Raw genomic sequence first — 19,679 nt, forward strand, 5'->3', positions numbered from 1 at the left:
AGCGGCTCGAAGGAATCAGGAGGGGGAGAAGCAGTGTACGCCGCCCGCCGACCGGGCGTTGGACGGGCAACGGGGGCGGTCGCGGAACGCGATCCGGCAACGGGCCGGGGCCGATCAGGCGTCGGCGATGGTGGCGTCGATGCCGCCGCGGTTGTGGTCTTCCTGCAGGTCGCGTTCGTCCTGCACGTAGGTGCGGCCGCTGTAGAGCTTCGCGACGACCAGGTAGACGAGCGTCGCCGCCAGCATCAGCCCGGTGAAGAACCAATAGTAGTCGGCCCCGGGCAGTTTCGAGGTGCCGTCCGGGTTGTTAATGAACAGGTTCACCAGCACGACGATGAAGTTCCCGCTGGCCACGCTGAGCAGATAGACGCTCATCACCAGCGACTTCATGCGGTTGGGCGCCTGCGTGTAGCTGAACTCCAGGCAGGTGATGGAGACCATCACCTCGCCGGCGGTGAGGATCAGGTAGGCCAGCAACTGCCAGACGAGGTTCGGGCGGTAGCCGGTGGCGGCGACGTTCGGCCAGACGTTCCCGACGTCGGCGCCGGGACTGCTGCCGGCGGCGAGCGCCCGCACCTCGCCCAGCCCGACGGCCGGGCCGCCGTTGTTCTGCGTCACCCGGAGCATCAGGTATTCCGTCGACGTACCGGCCGGCAGGTCGATCCCGGCGGTCGCGGCGCCCTCCGGGACGACAATCGTGCCGGCGGAGGACCAGGGTCCCTTGGAGCTTTCCCCGGTCAGCAACTCGACTTCGCGGGCCGCGAACGCCTCGGCGGGCAGGACCTCCACGGGCGGGTCGCCCTCCTCGCGGTCGTCCTCCTTCGTTTCGTAGTAGGCCGTCGGGTCGACCGTGGCGTCGATCTCCACTCGCTCCAGTTCCCACGCCCGCCGTTCCCGCAGGCGGACGACGAAGATCTCCGGTTCGAAGTCGCCGTCGGCGCTCCGCTCCAGTTCCCCGCTGATCCAACCCCGGCCGGCGGTCTCGCCGTCGAGCACGTTTTCGACGCGGTACAGGTCGCTGTCTGCGGTCCCGGCGGTGGTGAGGCCGTCGTCGGCCTGCATCGCGTACGGCACGACGCGGCCGCCGGTGATGTTCTCCTCAATCAACGCGGAGACGGCGAACGCCCCCGCGGTGAGCAGGAAGCCGATGCCGATCTTCCTCAGCGGCGTCAGGCCGCGTTTGAGGAACGGCTTTTCCTTCGGCTCCCGCAGATCGTGCGGATCGCCGCCCAGCAGGCGGTGCAGGACGGGATACAGCCCGTAGGCCATCAGCGGGATTAGGGCCATCACCATGATTGGGTTGGCGGCCTGAAGCTGCGAGGGCAGCAGTTCCGTGCCCGCGATTTCCAGGTCCATGCTCTTCGCCTGGAAGACCCACTTGGAGGCCGTCTGGTCAAACAGCGCCCAGAACACGGCGACCAGCGCGTAGATCGGCACGAGGTTCAACAGCGCCTTCAACCCGACGCCGCTGAACGACTCCTTGAGGAACTCCTTTCCGCCCGGCGGGACGTGGGCAAACTCTTTGCGGCCCATCCAGAACAGCAGCGTGGCGACCGCCATCAGCACGCCGGGCACCCCGAAGGCGACGGACGGGCCGTACTGCGTCAGCAGGATCGGCGTGAGGATCGTCGAGACCGCCGACCCCAGGTTGATGCTGAAGTAGAACCAGAAGAACACCTTGCTGAGCAGGTGTTTGTTTCGGCTGCCGAACTGATCGCCCACGTGGGCGGATACGCAGGGTTTGATCGCCCCGGTGCCCACGGCGATCAGCGCCAGCCCGGTGAACAGGCCGACCCGGCTTTCGTCCAGCGCCAGGGCGAGGTGCCCGAAGCAGTACAGCACCGACAGATACAGAATCGTCTTGTACTTGCCGAGGAACCAGTCGGAGACGATCGCCCCGATGATCGGGAAGGCGTACGCCGCCAGCACGAAGGTGTGCACCCACTCGGTGGCGGTGCCCTCGGAGACGACGGCTTTTTCGTCGGAGCCCCACTTCATGAGGTGCTCCGTCATGAAGACGGCGAGGATCGCCTTCATGCCGTAGAAGCTGAACCGCTCCGCGCACTCGTTGCCGACGATGTACGCGATGCCCGGGGGGAACTTCGAGGTGTTCTCCGGGCCGAGGCGGTAGCCGGTCTTCGGATCGCGGGGCGGGCCCGCCGTCGTCGCCTCGCCTCGGGAGCCGTCGGGACCGGTCGTCAGATCGGTCGGGGCGGGGGAGTCGGAATCCATGCCGGGGGCTTCTGCGGGTCGGAGCGGTCAAAACCGGACGGCGAGCCGCCGGAGACTACCCGCGGCCCCCGCCCGCCGCACCTCTTTCCGGGCCTCCATGTTTTCGGGCGTTCATGGTTCGCGGGCCGGCACTGCGAGCGTCCCGGACGCCGGGTACGCAGACCGCCGCCGGTTCCAGTCAGTCGCGGCCGGTGGGTTCGAGTTGGGCCAGTTGGGCGCGGCCCTCCATGAACCGCCGCAGCTTCTGGGCGGTGGGGACCTCCGTCAGCATGGCGATCAGCAGGACGGCGACCACCAACCACAGCGGCCACCAGTCTTCCAGCATCAGGGCGACGAGGTTCAGGAACGCCGCCCCCTCCAACATCGCCAGCCGCACGATCAGCCGCGATTGAAAGGCGCCCGCGGCTTCGCCGGCGGGCGCCGCGCTCGCGACAACGGAGGCGAGCGGCTTGTAGAGGACCAGCACGACCACCGCGACGCCCAGCGCGACGTAGGAGATCAGCGGGTCGCCGGGGTCGAGGTCGGCGTCCAGTTCGCCGCCCTCCACGTCCGCCTCGGCCTCTTCCAGAACCACGCCGCCGTCGGGGCCGAGCCCCTCCGGCCCGGCCTCTGCGGCGGCGTTGCTGATCGCCACGAACGCCCCGAACAGCAGCACGCCCAAAATCAGCGTGCCGGCGATGATCTGCCCGGTGAGGACCTGCGGACGCAGGCGGGCTTCGGTTTCGTCGAGGTCGAGATCCATCGTTCCATCCTGAGGCGTCGGCGGCCGGCGGGCCTGGGGGAAACCTACCGTTTCAGTTCCCGCATCCCCCGGGCGATGTAGGTCACGCCGCTGTAGGCCGTGAACAGCGCCGCCCCCCACAGCAGGGCGTCCCGGGTCCAGAGGAACCAACTGCGGCCGTCGATCTGCGGGGGGAGCGAACCGAACTCCGGGGCGAGGCTCAGCAGGCTGGCCGTCACGGCGACGAACTGCACGGTCGTCTTCACCTTGCCGGTCCAGTCGGCGGAGAAATCGATCCCGTGCTTCTCCAGAAAGCCCCGCAGGCTGCTGACGAACATCTCCCGCCCGACGATCACCAGCACCATCCAGGCACTCACGCCGCTCCAGACGATCAGCTCCTCCCCCTCGCCCGGCCCCGGCATCCGCACCCGCTTTTCGAGCAGGAACAGCAGCGCCCCCACCACCACGATCTTGTCGACGAACGGGTCGAGGATGCGGCCCAGCGTGGTCACCTGCCCGTATCGGCGGGCCAGCCAGCCGTCGAGGAAGTCCGTCGCCGCGGCGAACACGAACAGGGCCGCGGCGCTCTTCCACAGGCCGTCGTAGGCGATCATCCCGAACAGCACGCAGGCCAGCAGCAGGCGGGTGACCGTGACCGTGTTGGGCAGATTGACGCTCTCCCGCCCGATCGGCGCGGGGCGCGTCTCTTCGAACGCAGAGGCCTGGCCAGGCCTCTGCGTTACGGGAGGCGGCACCGGAGCGTCAGTCGTCATCCGGCCCGTCGTCGGAGTACTCGTCGTCGTCATCGAGGAGGGCGGCCGTGGCGAGCCAGTCGTAGCCGTCCCGGGCCGTCAGTTCCGCGGGGATGAACGCCCCGATCTCCAGTTCCGCGTCGATCCCCCCCGGCAAGGTTAGGCGGACGGAGCCGTCGATCTCCGGGGCGTCGGCGAAGGTCCGGCCCGTGTACACCCCGTTCCCCTCGTCGCTGTCGATCAGCACGTCCAGTTCGTACCCCACCAGCGAATCCGCGAAGGCGAACGCCGCCGTCTGCTGGGCGGCCATCAGGGCGTCGGCCCGCTCCTGGCACACCTCCGGCGGCAGGTGGCCGTCGAGCTTCATGCTGGGCGTGCCGGGCTCCGGGCTGAAGGGGAAGGCGCCGAGGCGCTCGAACCGCCAGTCGGTCACGAAATCGACCAGTTCCTGGAACTCCGCCTCGGTCTCGCCGGGGAAGCCGACCAGCATCGTCGTCCGCAGCACGAGGTTCGGGATGCGGTCCCGCAACTTGCCGACCAGTTCCTCCGTCTTCGCCCGGTTCGTGCGGCGGGTCATCCGCTTAAGCACCCGGTCGGAGACGTGTTGCAGCGGCATGTCGAGGTACGGCAGCACCTTGCCGCTGCCGGCGATCGTGTCGATCAGCTCGTCGGTGAAGTGGATCGGGTAGAGGTACATCAGCCGGATCCACTCCAGCCCGTCGACCTCCTCCAACGCCCGCAGCAGCGCCGCGAGCCGCACCTCGCCGTACAGATCGAGGCCGTAATAGGTGGTGTCCTGGGCGACGAGGATCAGCTCCTTCACCCCGTCGGCGGCCAGTTCGCGGGCCTCGGCGACGACCTGCTCGATCGGCTTGGTGACGTGCCGACCCCGCATCATCGGGATCGAACAGAACGTGCAGGTCCGGTCGCAGCCCTCGCTGATTTTGAGGTAGGCGAAATGGTCCGGGGTGATCCGCAGCCGGGCCGTGTCGTCCAGCGCCCGGATCGCGGCGGGGCGGAACACGTCTCGCTGCTCCGTGACCGGGCTGACGCCGCGGCGGCCCTCGGTGAGGCGGTCGGCGACGGTGCTGATCTCGTCCCGGCCGAAGACGTTCATCACGTGATCGACCCCCGGCAGGTCCTTCCGCACCTGCTCGGCCCCCACCCGGCCCGGCAGGCAGCCGGCGACCACCACCCCGCCGGTGCGGCCGGCGGCCTTCAGGTCCAGCATCTCCCGCACGACGGACTTCGATTCCTCCCGGCTGGGTCCGATGAACCCGCAGGTGTTCACGACAACGAAGTCCGCCCCGTCCGGGTCCGGCACGAGGGCGTAGCCGCTCGCGGCCAGCTTCCCGAGCATCGTCTCCGAATCGACGAGGTTCTTCGGGCACCCCAGGGAGACGAAGGCGTAGGTCCCCCGGGCGGCGCCGTCTCCGACGGGCGGTGCGCTCGCCGGGAAGGGGGACGCGGCGGGGTCGGCGAGAATCGGCAGGCTGTTTTTCACGGGGCCGCAGTGTAGGCCGCGTGCGGCGACCCCGCTACGGCCTTGAGCCCCCCACGGCCTGATGCGAGAACCGCCGACGCACAGAAGCGGTGCGCGCAGTCCTTCCCCCCTCTCCCTCAGGGAGAGGGGCCGGGGGTGAGGGTGGGCGAACGGTTGATCCGCCTCCGGTCATTGCGATGACGGGCCGGCGGGGGAGCGGGGCGGACGGTGAACGGTGATCGGGCGTCACAGCCCCCTCACCCCCGACCCCTCTCCCCCAAAAGGGGGGCGAGGGGGGACGGATCAGCGAAGCCTGAAAGAGGTTCGCCTGCTTCTTCTCCCCTCTCCCTCACGGAGAGGGGCCGGGGGTGAGGGTGAGCGCACGGTTCACACGCCTCCCCCTCTGAGGCGACGGCAGCCCCCGCGGTTCACATCTCCACCCAGCCCATCAGCAGGGCGAGCAAGGAGAGCCCCATCACCGCCCCGAACCCCGGCACGAACAGCCCCCACAGCGCCAGCGGCGCCGCCTCCCACCGCACGACCGACCACAGCGGGGCGGACGCCGGCGGCCCCTCGACCGTCGGCCAGCGGGGGGCGATCTCCCCGCCCCGCCGGTCCACCGTCCGCAACCGCACCGACCAGACCGCCCAGCAGGCCAGCCCGGCGAGGCCCGTGGCGACGAGGAACAGCGCCAGGTTCGGCGGCGGGGCGGCGTGCGGGTCCGGCAGGGCGTCGCGGGCCAGCAGCGCCTTCCCCAGCATCAAACCGGCCGCGTTATTGGCGAAGTGCAGCCCGACCGGCAGCCACAGGCTCCGCGAACTGAGGTAGGCGACGTGCAGGAAGATCGCGATCGGCAGCAACGCCCCCGCGTGGGCCGGGTGCAGATGGAGCAGGCAGAATAGGATCGACGTCAGCGCCACCCCGCGCCACACCCCCCAGCGGGCGACCAGCCCCCGGCCGATCAGGCCGCGGCAGAACAGTTCCTCCGCCAGCGCCGGGCAGACCGCCGCCGCCAGGATCAGCGCCGGCAGCGGCACGCTGCGGAGCAGTTCGTTCACCGCGGTGAGACTGGACACCCCGTCCATCGCCTCCAGCGCCGGCGCCGCCTCGCAGGCCGCCGCCCACAGCGCCCCCGCGACCGCCGCCCACTGGGTGGAGGCGAACATCACCGCCGGCAGCGACAGGCACGCCACCAGCGTCGCCGGCCCGCTCGGCAGGCCCAGGCCCAGCTTCCGCAGCGGCCCGATTCGCCACCGGAACGCCGCCAGCGTGAGCAGCCCGCCCGCGATCTGCACGATCGGCAGCGCCGCGATCGACGTCTCCCCCAGCGTCGGCGCCCGCCCCAGCAGCGCCCACCCGAGCGCCTGCACCGCGAACGCCACGGGGATCATCAGGAACAGCTGCACCGTCACGAACCAACCGACGCACCAGGCGATCGACTCCGGCAACCCCGGCCCCGGCGGGCCGGCGGGAGGCGGGGCGGGAACCGCGGGGCGTTCGGCGGGGAACGTCAGGTCGGCCGGGCCGTCGGCGAACGGGCGGTCCGCCGGGGGCGGGGCGGGCTCGGGGGGAAGGTCCGGCGGCACGGTCTGCGGGGGCTGGGAGCGAAGATTCGAGCCGTCGGGGCGAACGCCGTTCCGCCGACGCCCGCGGCCCCGGGGATTGGGTACCTTACGCTGCGGCCCGCGCCCCGTCCGCCCGTTCGTCCTTCCGCCCGCCGTCCCCCGCCCCCGCCGCGCGATGTCGTCCGCCGCCGACGCACAACCGCCGCCGTTTCATCACTGCCCGGGCTGCAACCAACAGTTCACCGTCGCAGACGCCGAGCCGGTCTGCCCCACCTGCGGGGCCTCCGTCGGGGCGAACGCAGCCCCGCGGTCCTTCGGCGAGACGCTGGATCTGTCCGAGACGCTGATCGCCCCGCCGGTCAGCGAGATCACGACGGGCGGCTTCGGCTCCACCGTGCCCGAGGCGCCCGTCGCCGGCTCGCCCGGTCCGTTCCTCCACGCGGCCGCCCCGTCGGAGGCGTCCCACGCGGACGGCGACTTCGACGGGCGCCTCGGCGAAGAACTGCACGTCTATCGCTTCGAGCACCTGCTCGGCCGCGGCGGGATGGGCCGGGTCTACCTCGCCCGGCATCGCGATCTGCTGCGGCGCTGCGCGTTGAAGGTGCTCCACCCGCGGGTCGGTACGCGGGACGTCGACTTCGTGGAGCGGTTCCAGCAGGAGGGCCGGGCGTCCGCCGGGCTCTCCCATCCGAACCTGGTGGTGACGCACGCCATCGGGCAGGACCGCGGGTTCCACTTCCTCGAGATGGAGTTCGTCCCCGGCCGAACGCTGGCCCGGTTGCTGCGGGAGGAGGGCATGCTGCCGCCGGCCTGGGCGACGAGCCTGGCGGCGAAGATCGCCGAGGGCCTCGGCCACGCGCACCGCCGCGGGATCGTGCACCGGGACCTCAAGCCGGACAACGTGCTGGTCACGCTGTCCGGGGTGCCGAAAGTGGCGGACTTCGGCCTCGCCAAGCGGGTGCGGGACGAACGCGGCCGGCCGGTGGGCGCCGGCGGGCACGTGCTGGCCGGCACGCCGCACTTCATGGCTCCGGAGACCTTCGCCGGGGAGCCCGCCGCCCCGGCCGCGGACGTCTGGGCGCTGGGGGTGACCTACTTCCTGATGCTCACCGGACGGTTGCCGTTCACCGGGGCGACGGTCGCCGAACTGCGGCACAACGTGCAGCACGCCCCGCTGCCCAACGCCCGGGAGCTGAACCCGGAAGTCACCCTGGAGATGGGCTCCTGTCTGGCGCTGCTGCTCGACAAGAGCCCCGTCAACCGGCCCAGCGACGCCGTCGCGGCGAACCTGTTGCTGAACACCATCGGCGGGGAGCTGCGGGACGTCGGCACGCTGCTGAAAACCGCCTTGGCGGAGCACCCGGAAATCCGTTGGATGCGCTGCGGGGAGACCTACCGCATCTGCATCGACCTGCCCGGCGGCCGCACGCAGGCGGTGACGGTGGAGCCCAGCGACCACGCCGCCGCCGAACGCCTGTTGCACATCTCGTCGGTCTGCTGTCCGGCGAACCCGGCCTACTTCGAGGACGCCCTGCGGCTGAACGCCCAGATGGCCCACGGCAGTCTCAGCGTGCAGGAACTCGACCCGACCGCCGGCCACCGTCCCACGGCGGACGAGATCGGCGTGCCGTTCTTCGTGATGCGGAACAGCTATCCGCGGGCCACGGTGGACCCGGAGGAAATCCGCCACAGCGTGTTCGAGGTCGCCGCCCGGGCCGACGCCGTCGAACTGCTCCTCACCGGCGCCGACGTGCACTGAGCCCGGCGTCCTCCCCTCGGCCCCTTTTGGGGGAAAGCGGCCGGGGGTGAGGGGGCGACGACTGCCGCGGGCGGACCCTGTGCTGTGAGCCCGAAGCGCAAGCGAGGTAGGACGGCTCCGAGCCTCGCTTGCGCTTCGGGCTCACGCAGAACGCGACGCCCTTGGGATAACGTGCTCTGCCCGGCGGCACCCCTCACCCCCGACACCCATCCGTCACGGGAGCGGGGAGATCGCCCGCGCCCGCCGGTCCGTCCACAACAACCGCCCGCAGGCCCACAGCACGATCAGGGTGCAGGCCGTGTGACCGCCGGCGCTGCGGACGACCTCGGCCGCCTCGTCGCCGATCAAGTCCTTCGCCGGCAGCGTGCCGAGGGCGAACAGCAGCACCGCGGCGAGGTCGTTCCACAGGTCTCGGGGATGCAGGACCAGCCGGGCGGCGATCACGGCGGCGCCGGGCAGCAGGAAGACGAAGTGCTGGGTGCTGCTCATCGGGGAGAGCAGCAGCATGCCGCCCAGCGTCAGGGCCAGTTCCGCCAGGCACCGCAGCCCCGGGGTGAGGCCGCCGGGCGGGGCGGCGTCGTCCTCGAACGGGTCGGCGGGGCGGTCCTGCTCCCGCGGGAGCCACGTGCACCAGGCCAGCCAGAGCAGCACGGCGGCGCCGGCGGCGAGGGTGATTCGCCGGCTCGTCTCCACCGGCAGGCGTCGCAGGGTGACGACGGCCCCGCCGCGCTCCAGCCGCTCGGCGGAGGGGTCGGAGGTCAGCCGGGCGATCGTGCCGGCGAGGCTCTGGTTCAGCGGGTTCCAGCGCTCCCAGGCGTGCTCCACGTCCGGCGCCCCCCCGGGCGTCACCGGCGCCACGAAGCGTTCCGCCCACGTTTTCACCCACGGACCGCGGTCCGGGTTGGAGGAGAGGGCGTCCGGGGCGAAGGTCGCGGCGGCGATCGTCAGCGCCATCGCCAGCAGCGCCGACCAGCGCCGTCGGAGCAGGAAGAACGCTGCCGCCAGCAGCGGCGTCGCCTTGAGCGCCGCCGCCAGCCCCGCCGCCACGCCCGCCCGGCTGTTCCGCCGCCGCGTCCAGCAGACGGCCGCCGTCGTCATCAGGGCCAACAAAATGAGGTCGTGCGACTGATACGCCAGCGGCGAGAGCGCGAACCGCCCCCCCAACACGGCCGTCAGCCCGCCGCAGACCCACAGCCGACGGCGGGTTCGTCGGTCTTCTTCGTCCCCCTCGCCCCCCCCGTTCCCGTCGCCAGATAGGGCCGGCCGGACGGCCGCCCGCACGGCGAGCAGCACGCCGCCCAGCAGCGCCAGGTTCAGCCCCCACCACGCCGCCCGGCGGGCGTATTCGTTGAGAGGAACCAGCGGGAGCGTGACCAGCGCGAACGCCGGCGGATAGCTGAACGCCGGGTCGTCGGCCGAGTCGTAGATCGACTGTTCGGCCCACAGGTTCTCGGCGGCCCGCATGTAGACGGGCAGTTCGCCCGGCTTATCGCGGACGGCGGCGATCACGACGCCCAGCAGCCCGCAGGCGAAGAGGCCCAGGGCGACCTTGAGAAGCGTGGGGCGGTCGATGGACACGGGGGGACGTCGCTGGCGGTTTCGCGGGGTCGGAGAACAGTCAGGCGCCCGCGAAACCGCAAGCGACGGCCCATCCCGCTCGGGCCGCCGGTTTGCCGCGGTTCGCTCCGGCGGGCACACTTCGGGTCGCATGTCCGCCCACGCCCCGCGCACCGCCGAACCTCGCGCCGTCGAACCGTACAGCGACGCCGACCTCGCCCGGCTCGGCCTGCGGCGGGAGCGGTTGCCGGTGCATGTGGCGGCGATCATGGACGGCAACGGCCGCTGGGCCGTCGAACGCGGTCGGCCCCGGCACGAGGGCCACGCCGCCGGGGCTCAGACCGCCGATCGCATCGTCGAGGAATGCGCCAGGCTCGGGATCGAGCAGCTCACCCTGTACTGCTTCAGCCGGGAGAACTGGAAACGGCCGGCGGCGGAGTTCGAGTTCCTCATGGCCCTGCTGAAGCGGTACGCCGTCGAGCAGCGCCCCAACGTCCAGCGGCACGACCTGCGGTTCGAAACGATCGGACGCAGAGACGGTCTGCCCGCCGACGTGATGGCGGAGGTCGACCGCACCATCGAACTGGCGAAGCCCAACCGCGGGATGCGGCTCTGTCTGGCGCTGGACTACGGCAGCCGGGACGAGATCACGCGGGCCGCCCGCAAAATTGCGGACGAAGTCGCCGCCGGCGGGCTCCGGCCGGAGGACGTGACCGAAGACGCCCTCGCCGCCCGCCTCGACACCGCCGGCTGGCCGGACCCGGACCTCGTCCTGCGGACCGCCGGCGAATACCGGGTGAGCAACTTTCTCCTCTGGCAGATCAGCTACGCGGAGCTGTCCATCAGCGACAAGCCCTGGCCGGACTTCGGCCCGGAGGATCTGCACGCCGCCCTGCGGAGCTTCGCCGCCCGCGACCGCCGCTTCGGCGGCCTGAACGACCCGCCCGCTCCCCCGGCCGCGGCGGAAACCTGATGCCGGGACGACTGCTCTCCGCGGCGATTCTGATCCCGGGGTTCCTGGGGCTCTGCTGGCTGGACCACCGGTCCGGGCCGACGGCGCCGGCGCTGTTCGTCGCCCTGTTGGCGATCGGCTGGACGGCGACCGCGGAACTGGTCCGCCTGTTCCCCCCGCCCGCCGCCCCCCCGGCGCCGGAGCCGGGCGACGAGGAGGACACCCCGGCCGACTACTGGGCTGACCCGAAGGCCGCCCGGCCGTCGCTGTTGGCGGCGGGGCTGGGGGTGACGTTCGCCCTGCTGGGGGCCTGGGCGCCGCACTGGTTCGTCCACGCCGACGACCCGACCCTGCCAGCGACGCTGTCGCCGACGAACGCCCTGACCGGGCTGGGCGGGGTGACCATCGGCGTCGCTGCGGGGCTGATCCTGGCCGCCGTCCGCCGGGTGCTGCGGTTCGACCGCCCCGGCGGCCACGCGGAGGGCCTCGCCGCGGAGGCCTTCGGCCTGCTGTACGTCGGCGGCCTGCTGGCCGTGACCGCTCAACTCCGCTGGGTCGGGGGACCGGACGGGGACGGATCGGCGGGCTACCTGGCGATCGGCAGCCTGATCGCGGCGGCGAAGTGCGGGGACACCGGCGCCTACTTCACCGGGCGTCTGCTGGGCAAACGCAAGCTGATCCCGCGGGTCTCCCCCGGCAAGACCTGGGCCGGCGCCGTGGGGGCGCTGTTCTGGGCGGCCGTGGGCACGACCTTATGGCTGTGGCTCGCCGGGGAATCCTTTGGCCGGGGCGAGCTGGACTTCCTGCGGGCGGCGGTCTTCGGGGCCGCGGTGGGGCTGGCCGGGCTGTTCGGCGATCTGGTGGAAAGCGTGCTGAAGCGAGACGCCGGCGTGAAGGACGCCGGCGCGCTGCTGCCGGGGATGGGCGGCGTATTGGACGTGCTCGATTCCCTGCTGCTCGCCGGCCCCGTCGCCGTGCTGCTGTGGAGCCTCTGGCCGCCGGCTTAGGAGCGATCGCACCGGGGACGCCACTCGCTTGCGGTTTCGCGGGTGACGACCGCTTTTCTCGGCCCCGCGAAACCGCAAGCGGTCGGCGAATCCTGATTCAGTAGCAGACTTCCAGCCGCACCCCGCCGGCGTGTTCGACGCTGCTTTCGGTCAGGCCGGCCCGATAGTCGGTGACGACCGTCACCGGTCCGTCGCCGAGCACCACGCCGGGGCCGAGGATCAGCCGGTCCCGGCCGAAGTCCGTGCCGCGAGCGGTGAAGGCGGGGCTGACGGTTCCCGCGGGGTTGGCGAAAGCGGCGTCCACGTCGCCGACGGAGGACGCGTTCAGGTCGCGTTCGTAGAAGGCCGAGAGCGTGGCGGTCGCCGGCAGCCTGGTCGGCAGGGCGGCGCCGGAGTGGAACCCCAGCCGCGCCCGCAGTGCGGAGAGGGTCGACGTCTCCACCGCCAACGCCGCCGGGCCGCCGCTCTCCGTGAAGTCGTCCAGCCGGGCCGTGACGTACCGCAGGCCCAACGCCGGGACGAAGTAGGCCGACCGATCGCCCAGCCGCCGGCCGGCTTCCAGTTCGGTGGCGCTGGTGCGGCTATCGAACTGGCCGGCGACCGGGTCGAGACCGGCGTCGAAGCCGCGGCGGCTCTCCGCGTCGCCGAAGGCGACTTGGTTCTGGGTGCGGAAGTAGAGGGCGCCGAGGTCCGTCCGTGTCCAGAGGCCGACGCGGTGCACGTCCGCGGTGAGGGAGCTGTCGGCGCCGGGCACGCGGGTCGTGCTGTTTTCGTAGCCGTAGAACAGACCGGCGGAGAACGTCTCGTCGAAGCAGCGGTTTAGCCCCAGCGCCGTGCCGCCCAACCCGGTTTCGACGCCGCGGGCGTTGCCGTCGCCGTTGACCCGACCGCCGGCGCCGTAGCCGGCCATCCAGCCGGTCAGGCCGACGTGCGCCGTGCCGCAGTTCGCGCAGCTCCACGGGGGGCCGAACGCCTGGGCGGAGACGAGGTCGAAGAACCGCAGCGCGTCGTTCGCCTGGCTGGTGAGATAGGAGCCGTACAACTCCCCGGAGAGGTCCGACAGCAGGTTCCGCTGGGCCGCTTCGTTCGGGGCGCCGTTGAAGGCGGCGATCAGCGGGCCCGAGCCGAGACCGTTCAATGCGGCGCCGACGGCGCGCTGGTTGACCGAACCGCCCAGCTCCGCGACCGCCGCCGGGGTGACGGCGGAGGTGACGATCAGCCGGTAGTCCCCGCTGGCTCCGGAGGTGAAGGCGGAGTCGAAGCCCACACCGACGACGTCGCTGACGACGTTGAACGCCTGATTGACGACCAGGTTGTCGGCGGTGAGGAACGTGTATTCCGTGCCGCCGACGAAGGTCCCCGCGCCCCACCGCTGGGCGACGACGGTCCCGCCGTCGATCGTGGCGGTCCCGGTGACGGCGACGAGGTCGTTGTCCGTGCCGGCGACGGGGGCGGTCGTGGGGACGAGTTCGATTTCCAGCCGGGTGGCGGCGTTCGTCGTGACGCCGGCGAGGAAGGTCATCGTGCCGGGGCTGTTGCCGGGGGCGACGGTTCCCAGCAGCCAGGGTGTGGCAGTGTCGAACGTGCCGGAGCCGCTCAGCACGGCGCCCGGATCCAGGGTGAACGCCGCCCCGGCGTCGAGGTCGAGCCTCCCGTCCATGTGCAGTCGGTCGGTGACGCGGAGGGCGTTTCCGCCTCCGAGCACCCAGACGGTTCCGCCGGACACAAGCAATTCGCCGATCGTCGCGCTCCCCCCGTTCGCCACGGTCAGCGAACCGCCGGATTGCTGGTACACGTCCGCGTCCAGCGTCCCGGCGACGCCCGTGGTCCCGCCGGTTTGGACGTAGGTCGCGGCCTCCAGCGAGCCGTAGATAAAGACGTTTTTTGACGCCGTGACCGTATTCGCCCTCACGGCGCCCGTGCGATTCTGTGACGTACCGACGTTGAAGGTCGAGGAGGCATGATGGGTGACTGTCTCGGCGTCGAGCGTCCCGAACACGTCTGCCTGCCCGAGGCCGGAGATCGCGAACGTGCCGACCTTCAGCGAGCCGCCCGCGTTCACGTCGAGGGCTCCCCCGGAAAGGGCGTAGTCCGCCAGCGTGGTGACCGTCGGTCCGGCGGCCCCGTCGGTGTAGCTGAAAGCGGTCTCGGCAGACCCGTTGAACACGGTCGTCCCGCTGGTCTGGGAGACGCCGGCGAGGGCGGCACTCGCGCCGGCCTCGATCTCGAAAACGCCGCCGCTGACGGTGGTGCCGAGCGCCTCCGCGAAGGTCGTGGGGGCGGCGGTGCGGCTCGGGCCGGTGACCAGCAGGTCCAGGCCCAGCGGGTTACCCCCGGTCACGGCGTAGGCGTCCGTGACCGTCTTCCCGGCAGAGATCGTTAACGCGGAGTGCGTCTCCTGCCCCGGCGCCGCGGGCGCCGCGAGCGCCAGGGCGGCGCAAGCGATCCCGGCCGGGCCGCCCGCCCGCCGACGGCCGAACGCCGTCGGGCCAACGTCGAAGCGGCGGGAGGCGGCGAAGAGAAAACGCATGCGTCGTCCTTGACGTGCTGAACGGGGGCCCGGCGATCCCTATCGACCCCCGCCTCGCGCCAATCCGTCCCGCCGCGCAGAGCCGCCATAATCCCGACAACCGGATCGTTTTGACAGGACGAGACCAGCGACGCGGAGCCGCGCAGCGGGCGGCCCGCGGACCGCACTCGCTCGTGCGTCACTCCGTTTTCAGATGTCCCGCGGAGGTCTGGAACACCCGCTTGCGGCGCTGGGCGATCTCCGGGCTCCTCGACGCCGCCTCCTCCAGGTCCGCCAGGTTCGCGGCGCACACGCGGCAGCCGACTTCGCGGATGTGGAACAGGGCGTAGCGTTCGACCTCCGGGTCCAGGGCGCCCAGCAACAGGGCGCCGAGTTCGTCGCGGGTCGGGCAGCTCAGCCGGGCCTCCCGCCAGATCGCCCCCACGCTGCGACCCTCCTCCGCCCCGGCGGCGACCGCGGCCAGCCGGCGGCGGAGGCCCTGTCCGTCAGAACTCCGGTCGTCCCGCAGGGCCTGTTCGATCTCCGAACTGCGGCCGACCGGCAACTGCTCCCGCAGGTAGGCGGACAGGTCGTCGTCGGAGAAGCTCACGGCGCGGGGCGGTCCGGGGGGAGGGGGCGGTCCGGGGGGCGGTGCGTTGCGGGGCCGGCGGGGCGCTTCTAGCATACCCGACCGCGGGGCCGCCCCGCCCCCTCGGGGGTCGCCCCGTCTTCTCGCCCCGGCGAACGCTCCGTCCCGGCGACCTCCTCGCCCGGTCGACGTCGCTCGCCGATCGTTTTCCGTTGTCCCGAACCGAGTCTGCGCCCGTGGCCCTCGAAGCCGTCTCCCTCGATTCCGACGGCCTGAAGGCCAAGGCCAAGCGGATCCGGGAACTGATCATCAAGATCACCACCGAGGCCGGCAGCGGGCACCCCTCCAGCAGCCTGAGCGCCACGGAGGTCGTCACCGCCCTGCACTTCGGCGGCTTCCTGAAGCTCGATCCCAAGAGCCCCCGCGACCCCGGCCGGGACCGCTTCATCCTCTCGAAGGGGCACGCCGTCCCGGTGCTGTACGCCGCCCTGTGCGAGCGCGGCTACTTCACCGAGGAGCAGATCATGACGCTCCGCAAGTTGGGCAGCCCCTTCGAGGGCCACCCCAACGCCGCCAAGCTGCCGGGGATGGAAGCCAGCACCGGCTCGCTGGGGCAGGGGCTCTCCATCGGCCTGGGCATGGCCCTGGGCATGAAGGCCGACAAGACCGACGGCCACGTCTACGTGCTGATGGGCGACGGCGAGATCGACGAGGGTCAGGTCTGGGAGGCGATGGCCGCCGCGGACAAGTACAAGTGCGGCAACCTGATCGGGATCATCGACGTCAACGGCTACCAGCAGACCGGCGCCACCGACGCGGTGCTGGACATGGGCCCGTTGGCCAAGAAGTGCGAGGCCTTCGGCTGGCACACCCTGGAGATCCAGGGCAACGACATGAACGAGGTGATGGACGCCTTGAAGAAGGCCAAGGCCGAGACCGGCAAGCCGACCTGCATCGTCTCCCACACCAAGAAGGGCGCCGGCATCCTGCCCCTGATGGAGAAGTGGGGCGACACCAACATGCACGGCCAGCCGCTGTCCGCGGACAAGGCGAAGGAAGCCCTCGAATATCTCTCGAAGGCGTGACGCCGTAACGCAGAGGCCCCGCGGGGCCTCTGCGTTATCCCTCCCCCTCCCCGCACAGCTTTCTCCCGCACGCTTCCGATGGCCTCCGCGACCGACGACCGCTCCGTTTCCACCACCCGCCCGATGGGCGACGCCACCCGCGACGCCTTCGGCCGCGCCCTCGAAGCCCTGGGTGCCGACTTCCCCGAAGTCGTCGTGGTCGACGGCGACGTGGGCAACTCCACCCGCACCGAGTGGTTCGCCCTGAAGTACCCGGATCGGGCCTACAACGTCGGCATCGCCGAGGCGAACATGGTCGGCGTCGCCGGCGGGTTGGCGTCGATGGGCAAGACGGCCGTCACCGCCTCCTTCGCCTGCTTCCTGCTGAACAACGCCTTCGACCAGATTCGGATGGCCGTCGCCTATCCGAAGCAGAACGTCAAGTTGGTCGGCACCCACGCCGGCATCTCCATCGGCGAAGACGGCGCCTCCCAGATGGGCGTCGAAGACGTCGGCCTGGCCTGCAGCCTGCCGGGCGTGACCGTGATCGTCACCTCCGACGGCCAGCAGACCCGCGCCGCCACCAAGGCGATGCTGGAGCACAAGGGCCCCGTCTACCTGCGGCTCGGCCGGCCCAAGGCCCCGGTGATCTACGAAGAGGGCGCCGAGTTCGAGATCGGCAAGTCGATCCGCCTGCGGGAAGGCGGCGACTACACGATCGTCGCCAACGGCATGATGGTCTCCATGGCCCTCGACGCCGCCGACGTGCTCGCCAAAGAGGGCATCGACTGCCGCGTCGTCGACATGCACACCGTCAGCCCGCTGGACGAGCAGGCCCTGACCGACGCCGCCTCCGAAACCGGCGGGATCGTCGTCGCCGAGGAGCACCTCGCCCAGGGCGGGCTCGGCTCCCGCGTGGCCCAGTTCCTCTCCGCCACGATCCCGACGCGCATGGCGTTCGTGAACATCGGCGACACCTACGGGGAGAGCGGCGACCCCGCCGGCCTGCTCGAGAAGTACGGCCTGACCTCGGAGAAGGTCGCCGACGCCGTCCGCTCCCTCCGCGGCTGAGCGGCCCGCCGCGGCTTTCAAGGGCGGATCGCCCACCCGGTCCGCCCCGCTGTGACCCTCACGCCGCATAGGTTCCGCCGGCTCCCGTCGTGCCCCTCACCCTCCGCCGCTTCCGCAACGGTGATCCCCCGGCGCTGGTCCGCCTGTGGAACGCCGCCGGTCTGGGTCGCGGCGCCGTGCAGGGGCTCACGATCGACGTGTTCGATCATCTGGTCCTCGCCCAGCAGCACTTCGACCCCCGCGGGCTGATCGTCGCCGTGGAAACGGCCGACGGGGCGGACGCCGATCCGGGCGGGAACGTTCCCCGTCGGCACGGGCGGACGGTGGGGTTCGCGCTGTCCGGGCTCCTGCCGCAGCGGCCGGGGACGGAGGAGTGCGTCGGAGCCGTCGACGCCGTGCTGGTCCACCCGGACGCCCGCGGCCGGGGCGTGGGGCGCCGGTTGATGGCGGCGGCCGTCGAGTCGCTGCGGCAGCGCGGGGCGAGCCGGATCCTCGCCGGGGGCGGGCCGGCGGAGTCGCCCTTTCTGGTCGGGCTGTACGGCGGGAGCGCCCCGGCCGGGTTCCTCGACAGCGACCCGGCCGCCCGGCCGTTTGCGACGGCCTGCGGATTCCGGGAGCGGGGCCGCACCGTGATCCTGCAACGCCCGACCGACCTGCGGGAGCGGGCGGGCTTTCAGGTGCTCGCCGCCCGCCGCCACGCCGCCCTGCGGACCGCTCCGCCGCTGGAATCGAACCGCTGGTGGGCGACCCGCTTCGGCCGGTTGGACACGCTGCGGTTCGAACTCGCCGCCCGCGGCCGGGACGCCTCCCCCGGCCCCGCGACCGCGGGCGTCACGCTGGTGGGGCTGGACCTGTACGGCCCCGCCTGGGATCGTCGGGCCGTCGGCCTGCGGGATCTGGCGACCGGCCCCGGCGGCGGGCAACCGCACCTGCACGCCCTGATTCTGGAGACCACCCGCCGCCTGCGGGAGGAAGCCGTGGACCTGCTGGAGATCCACGCCGACGCCGCCGACGCCGCCGCTCTCGCCCTGCTCTCCCGCATCGGCTTCTCCCCAATCGACCAAGGCACACGGTTCGAGTTGGCCGAGGATTGATCTCCCCTCGCCCCCTTTTGGGGGAGAGGGGGGCAGAACGAACGACGGAGTGCCGGTCAGGTCAGCACTTTGCCGGCCAGGGCGGTCGCCAGGGTGCCGGCGACGATCACGGGCAGCCAGGCGGCGAAGTCGGGCGGGAGCAGGCCGACCGAGCCGGCCAACTGCCCGCCCTGCATCAGCCCCATCAGGCAGCCCATCACCACGACGCAGATCGCCAGCGAGACCACCAAGCTGCGGGCCTCACGGCGGATCACCAGCGGGACGGCCAACAGCGTGGCGAGCAGATTGAGCAGCGGCTGGCGGAAGCGTTCGTGCAGCTTCACCGTGAAGCTGTGCCGCACGTTCCCGCTGTAGGCGGGATTGCGGATGCGGCGGACCAGCTCCGGCGTGCCGCACACCTGGGCGGCCTGGGCTTCGTCGTGGATCTGATCGAAGTCGATGTCGGTGCGGACGAACAGTTCGCTGGTCGCCCCGGCCTCGCCGGTGGCGGGGTTGCGGCGGTTAATCGGCAGCACGATCGGCACCTTGCCGGGCGGCGTGGGCGCCAGCGGGAGGTTCTCGTACTTCACGTTCACGTCCGTCAGGGCCCAGCCGGCGACGGGTTCGTCGTAGCCGGGCAGCGTCGCGTCCGGGTGATAGACGGCCCGGTCGGCGGTGAGGATCGTCAGTTCGGAGACCACCCCCGGCACCGGCAGAGTGATTTCCGCCTGCTTGATCCAGCGGTTCGCCAGGTCCAGTTGCCCGCTGAACACGCACACGCCGCTGGAGAAGTCTTCCACCGGCTGCACGGTCGGGTTGTCGCCGTCCACCGGCCCGCCCCGCGGCGCCCCCAGCTTCGAAGCGATCGCCGGCAGGAGCAGTTCCTGATTCGCCACCACCAACCCCGTGACCACCCCGGTGCCGATCAGCAGCGGCAACGCGAGGCGGTAGGTCGGCACGCCGGCGGCCAGCATCGGGGCCAACTCCCCGGCCTTCACCATCAACGCCAGGGAAATCATGACCGTGAACACCAGCAGCGCCGGCCCGGTCATGTCGAACACCAGCGCGCTCTGCCAGACGTAATAGGAGGCCATCCGCGTCAGGACCTCCGACAGACCGACGTCGCCCTCGGTGAAGTCGTCCGCGTTGGTGAACGCGTCGATCACGCAGTACAGCCCGTAGAACGTCACGAACAGCACCGTGAAGGTGTGCAGGAACCGGCGAACCAGAAAGCGGTCGAAGGTCGTGAACACGGCGGACGCGGGCGGCGGGACGGGCGGCCGCGAACTCCCGGGACGGAAATCCCGGGACGGGGCGCGGCGGACGACGGGACAGTCCAGTGTAC

At 71.5% G+C, this 19,679-nt stretch carries 15 protein-coding genes; 6 read left to right on the forward strand and 9 right to left on the reverse strand.

Features of this window, described 5'->3' with window-relative positions; translation table 11 throughout:
• Positions 1-114 precede the first annotated feature (114 nt).
• From CA12_RS22465 to CA12_RS08530, 5 genes are all read right to left on the reverse strand, one after another.
• Positions 115-2,232, reverse strand: a complete 2,118-nt coding sequence (locus CA12_RS22465) for a POT family MFS transporter (RefSeq protein WP_207622182.1) — start codon at positions 2,230-2,232, stop codon at positions 115-117.
• A 178-nt stretch (positions 2,233-2,410) separates the two neighbouring features.
• Positions 2,411-2,974 (reverse strand): hypothetical protein, encoded by a 564-nt coding sequence (locus CA12_RS08515; protein WP_145358547.1) that lies wholly within the window; start codon positions 2,972-2,974, stop codon positions 2,411-2,413.
• A 44-nt stretch (positions 2,975-3,018) separates the two neighbouring features.
• The gene (locus CA12_RS08520; protein ID WP_145358548.1) at positions 3,019-3,726 is read right to left on the reverse strand and encodes a CDP-alcohol phosphatidyltransferase family protein; all 708 of its coding nucleotides are present in this window, start codon (positions 3,724-3,726) and stop codon (positions 3,019-3,021) included.
• Positions 3,716-5,209 (reverse strand): 30S ribosomal protein S12 methylthiotransferase RimO, encoded by a 1,494-nt coding sequence (gene rimO, locus CA12_RS08525; RefSeq protein WP_242688164.1) that lies wholly within the window; start codon positions 5,207-5,209, stop codon positions 3,716-3,718. Before rimO ends, CA12_RS08520 begins: the two co-directional genes overlap by 11 nt.
• 407 nt (positions 5,210-5,616) lie before the next feature.
• Positions 5,617-6,774, reverse strand: a complete 1,158-nt coding sequence (locus tag CA12_RS08530) for a CPBP family intramembrane glutamic endopeptidase (protein WP_145358549.1) — start codon at positions 6,772-6,774, stop codon at positions 5,617-5,619.
• A 154-nt stretch (positions 6,775-6,928) separates the two neighbouring features.
• On the opposite strand from CA12_RS08530, the gene CA12_RS08535 reads away from it, so the two are divergent.
• The gene (locus CA12_RS08535; protein WP_145358550.1) at positions 6,929-8,512 is read left to right on the forward strand and encodes a serine/threonine-protein kinase; all 1,584 of its coding nucleotides are present in this window, start codon (positions 6,929-6,931) and stop codon (positions 8,510-8,512) included.
• Between the two features lie 213 nt (positions 8,513-8,725).
• Here CA12_RS08535 and CA12_RS08540 read toward each other — a convergent pair whose 3' ends face one another.
• Positions 8,726-10,090, reverse strand: coding sequence for a glycosyltransferase 87 family protein (locus CA12_RS08540; protein WP_165700635.1), 1,365 nt, complete (start codon positions 10,088-10,090; stop codon positions 8,726-8,728).
• A gap of 130 nt (positions 10,091-10,220) precedes the next feature.
• On the opposite strand from CA12_RS08540, the gene uppS reads away from it, so the two are divergent.
• Together uppS and CA12_RS08550 are read left to right on the forward strand one after the other, a co-directional pair.
• Positions 10,221-11,042 (forward strand): polyprenyl diphosphate synthase, encoded by an 822-nt coding sequence (gene uppS, locus CA12_RS08545; protein ID WP_145358552.1) that lies wholly within the window; start codon positions 10,221-10,223, stop codon positions 11,040-11,042.
• Complete coding sequence (locus CA12_RS08550) at positions 11,042-12,028, forward strand: phosphatidate cytidylyltransferase (RefSeq protein WP_145358553.1); 987 nt, start codon at positions 11,042-11,044, stop codon at positions 12,026-12,028. Before uppS ends, CA12_RS08550 begins: the two co-directional genes overlap by 1 nt.
• A gap of 97 nt (positions 12,029-12,125) precedes the next feature.
• On the opposite strand, the gene CA12_RS08555 is transcribed toward CA12_RS08550, so the two are convergent.
• Positions 12,126-14,558, reverse strand: coding sequence for an autotransporter outer membrane beta-barrel domain-containing protein (locus CA12_RS08555; RefSeq protein ID WP_145358554.1), 2,433 nt, complete (start codon positions 14,556-14,558; stop codon positions 12,126-12,128).
• A gap of 178 nt (positions 14,559-14,736) precedes the next feature.
• On the reverse strand, positions 14,737-15,147 hold the full coding sequence (locus CA12_RS08560) for a hypothetical protein (RefSeq protein ID WP_145358555.1): 411 nt from the start codon (positions 15,145-15,147) through the stop codon (positions 14,737-14,739).
• Positions 15,148-15,362: 215 nt separating this feature from the next.
• Between CA12_RS08560 and CA12_RS08565 the strand changes: the two genes are divergently transcribed.
• The 3 genes from CA12_RS08565 to CA12_RS08575 all read left to right on the forward strand — a co-directional run bounded on the left by CA12_RS08565 (position 15,363) and on the right by CA12_RS08575 (position 18,355).
• A complete protein-coding gene (locus CA12_RS08565; RefSeq protein ID WP_145358556.1) occupies positions 15,363-16,211 on the forward strand; it encodes a transketolase in 849 nt (282 codons plus the stop codon).
• A 78-nt stretch (positions 16,212-16,289) separates the two neighbouring features.
• Positions 16,290-17,261 carry a transketolase family protein gene (locus CA12_RS08570; RefSeq protein ID WP_145358557.1) on the forward strand — a complete coding sequence of 324 codons (972 nt, stop codon included), beginning with the start codon at positions 16,290-16,292 and terminating at the stop codon, positions 17,259-17,261.
• Positions 17,262-17,350: 89 nt separating this feature from the next.
• Positions 17,351-18,355: a GNAT family N-acetyltransferase gene (locus tag CA12_RS08575; RefSeq protein ID WP_145358558.1), complete on the forward strand. Its 1,005-nt coding sequence runs from the start codon at positions 17,351-17,353 to the stop codon at positions 18,353-18,355.
• A 56-nt stretch (positions 18,356-18,411) separates the two neighbouring features.
• On the opposite strand, the gene CA12_RS08580 is transcribed toward CA12_RS08575, so the two are convergent.
• Positions 18,412-19,587 (reverse strand): LptF/LptG family permease, encoded by a 1,176-nt coding sequence (locus CA12_RS08580; protein ID WP_165700636.1) that lies wholly within the window; start codon positions 19,585-19,587, stop codon positions 18,412-18,414.
• Positions 19,588-19,679 lie beyond the last annotated feature (92 nt).

Origin of the sequence: Alienimonas californiensis (assembly GCF_007743815.1) — a bacterium.
In the GTDB taxonomy this organism is placed as follows: Bacteria; Planctomycetota; Planctomycetia; order Planctomycetales; family Planctomycetaceae; genus Alienimonas; species Alienimonas californiensis.

Bases quoted from the DNA above. Each gene is read 5' to 3' on its own strand.
- CA12_RS22465 (WP_207622182.1), bottom strand. From the start codon at position 2,232: ATGGATTCCGACTCCCCCGCCCCGACCGATCTGACGACCGGTCCCGAC.
- CA12_RS08515 (WP_145358547.1), bottom strand. From the start codon at position 2,974: ATGGATCTCGACCTCGACGAAACCGAAGCCCGCCTGCGTCCGCAGGTC.
- CA12_RS08520 (WP_145358548.1), bottom strand. From the start codon at position 3,726: ATGACGACTGACGCTCCGGTGCCGCCTCCCGTAACGCAGAGGCCTGGC.
- CA12_RS08535 (WP_145358550.1), top strand. From the start codon at position 6,929: ATGTCGTCCGCCGCCGACGCACAACCGCCGCCGTTTCATCACTGCCCG.
- uppS (WP_145358552.1), top strand. From the start codon at position 10,221: ATGTCCGCCCACGCCCCGCGCACCGCCGAACCTCGCGCCGTCGAACCG.
- CA12_RS08550 (WP_145358553.1), top strand. From the start codon at position 11,042: ATGCCGGGACGACTGCTCTCCGCGGCGATTCTGATCCCGGGGTTCCTG.
- CA12_RS08555 (WP_145358554.1), bottom strand. From the start codon at position 14,558: ATGCGTTTTCTCTTCGCCGCCTCCCGCCGCTTCGACGTTGGCCCGACG.
- CA12_RS08570 (WP_145358557.1), top strand. From the start codon at position 16,290: ATGGCCTCCGCGACCGACGACCGCTCCGTTTCCACCACCCGCCCGATG.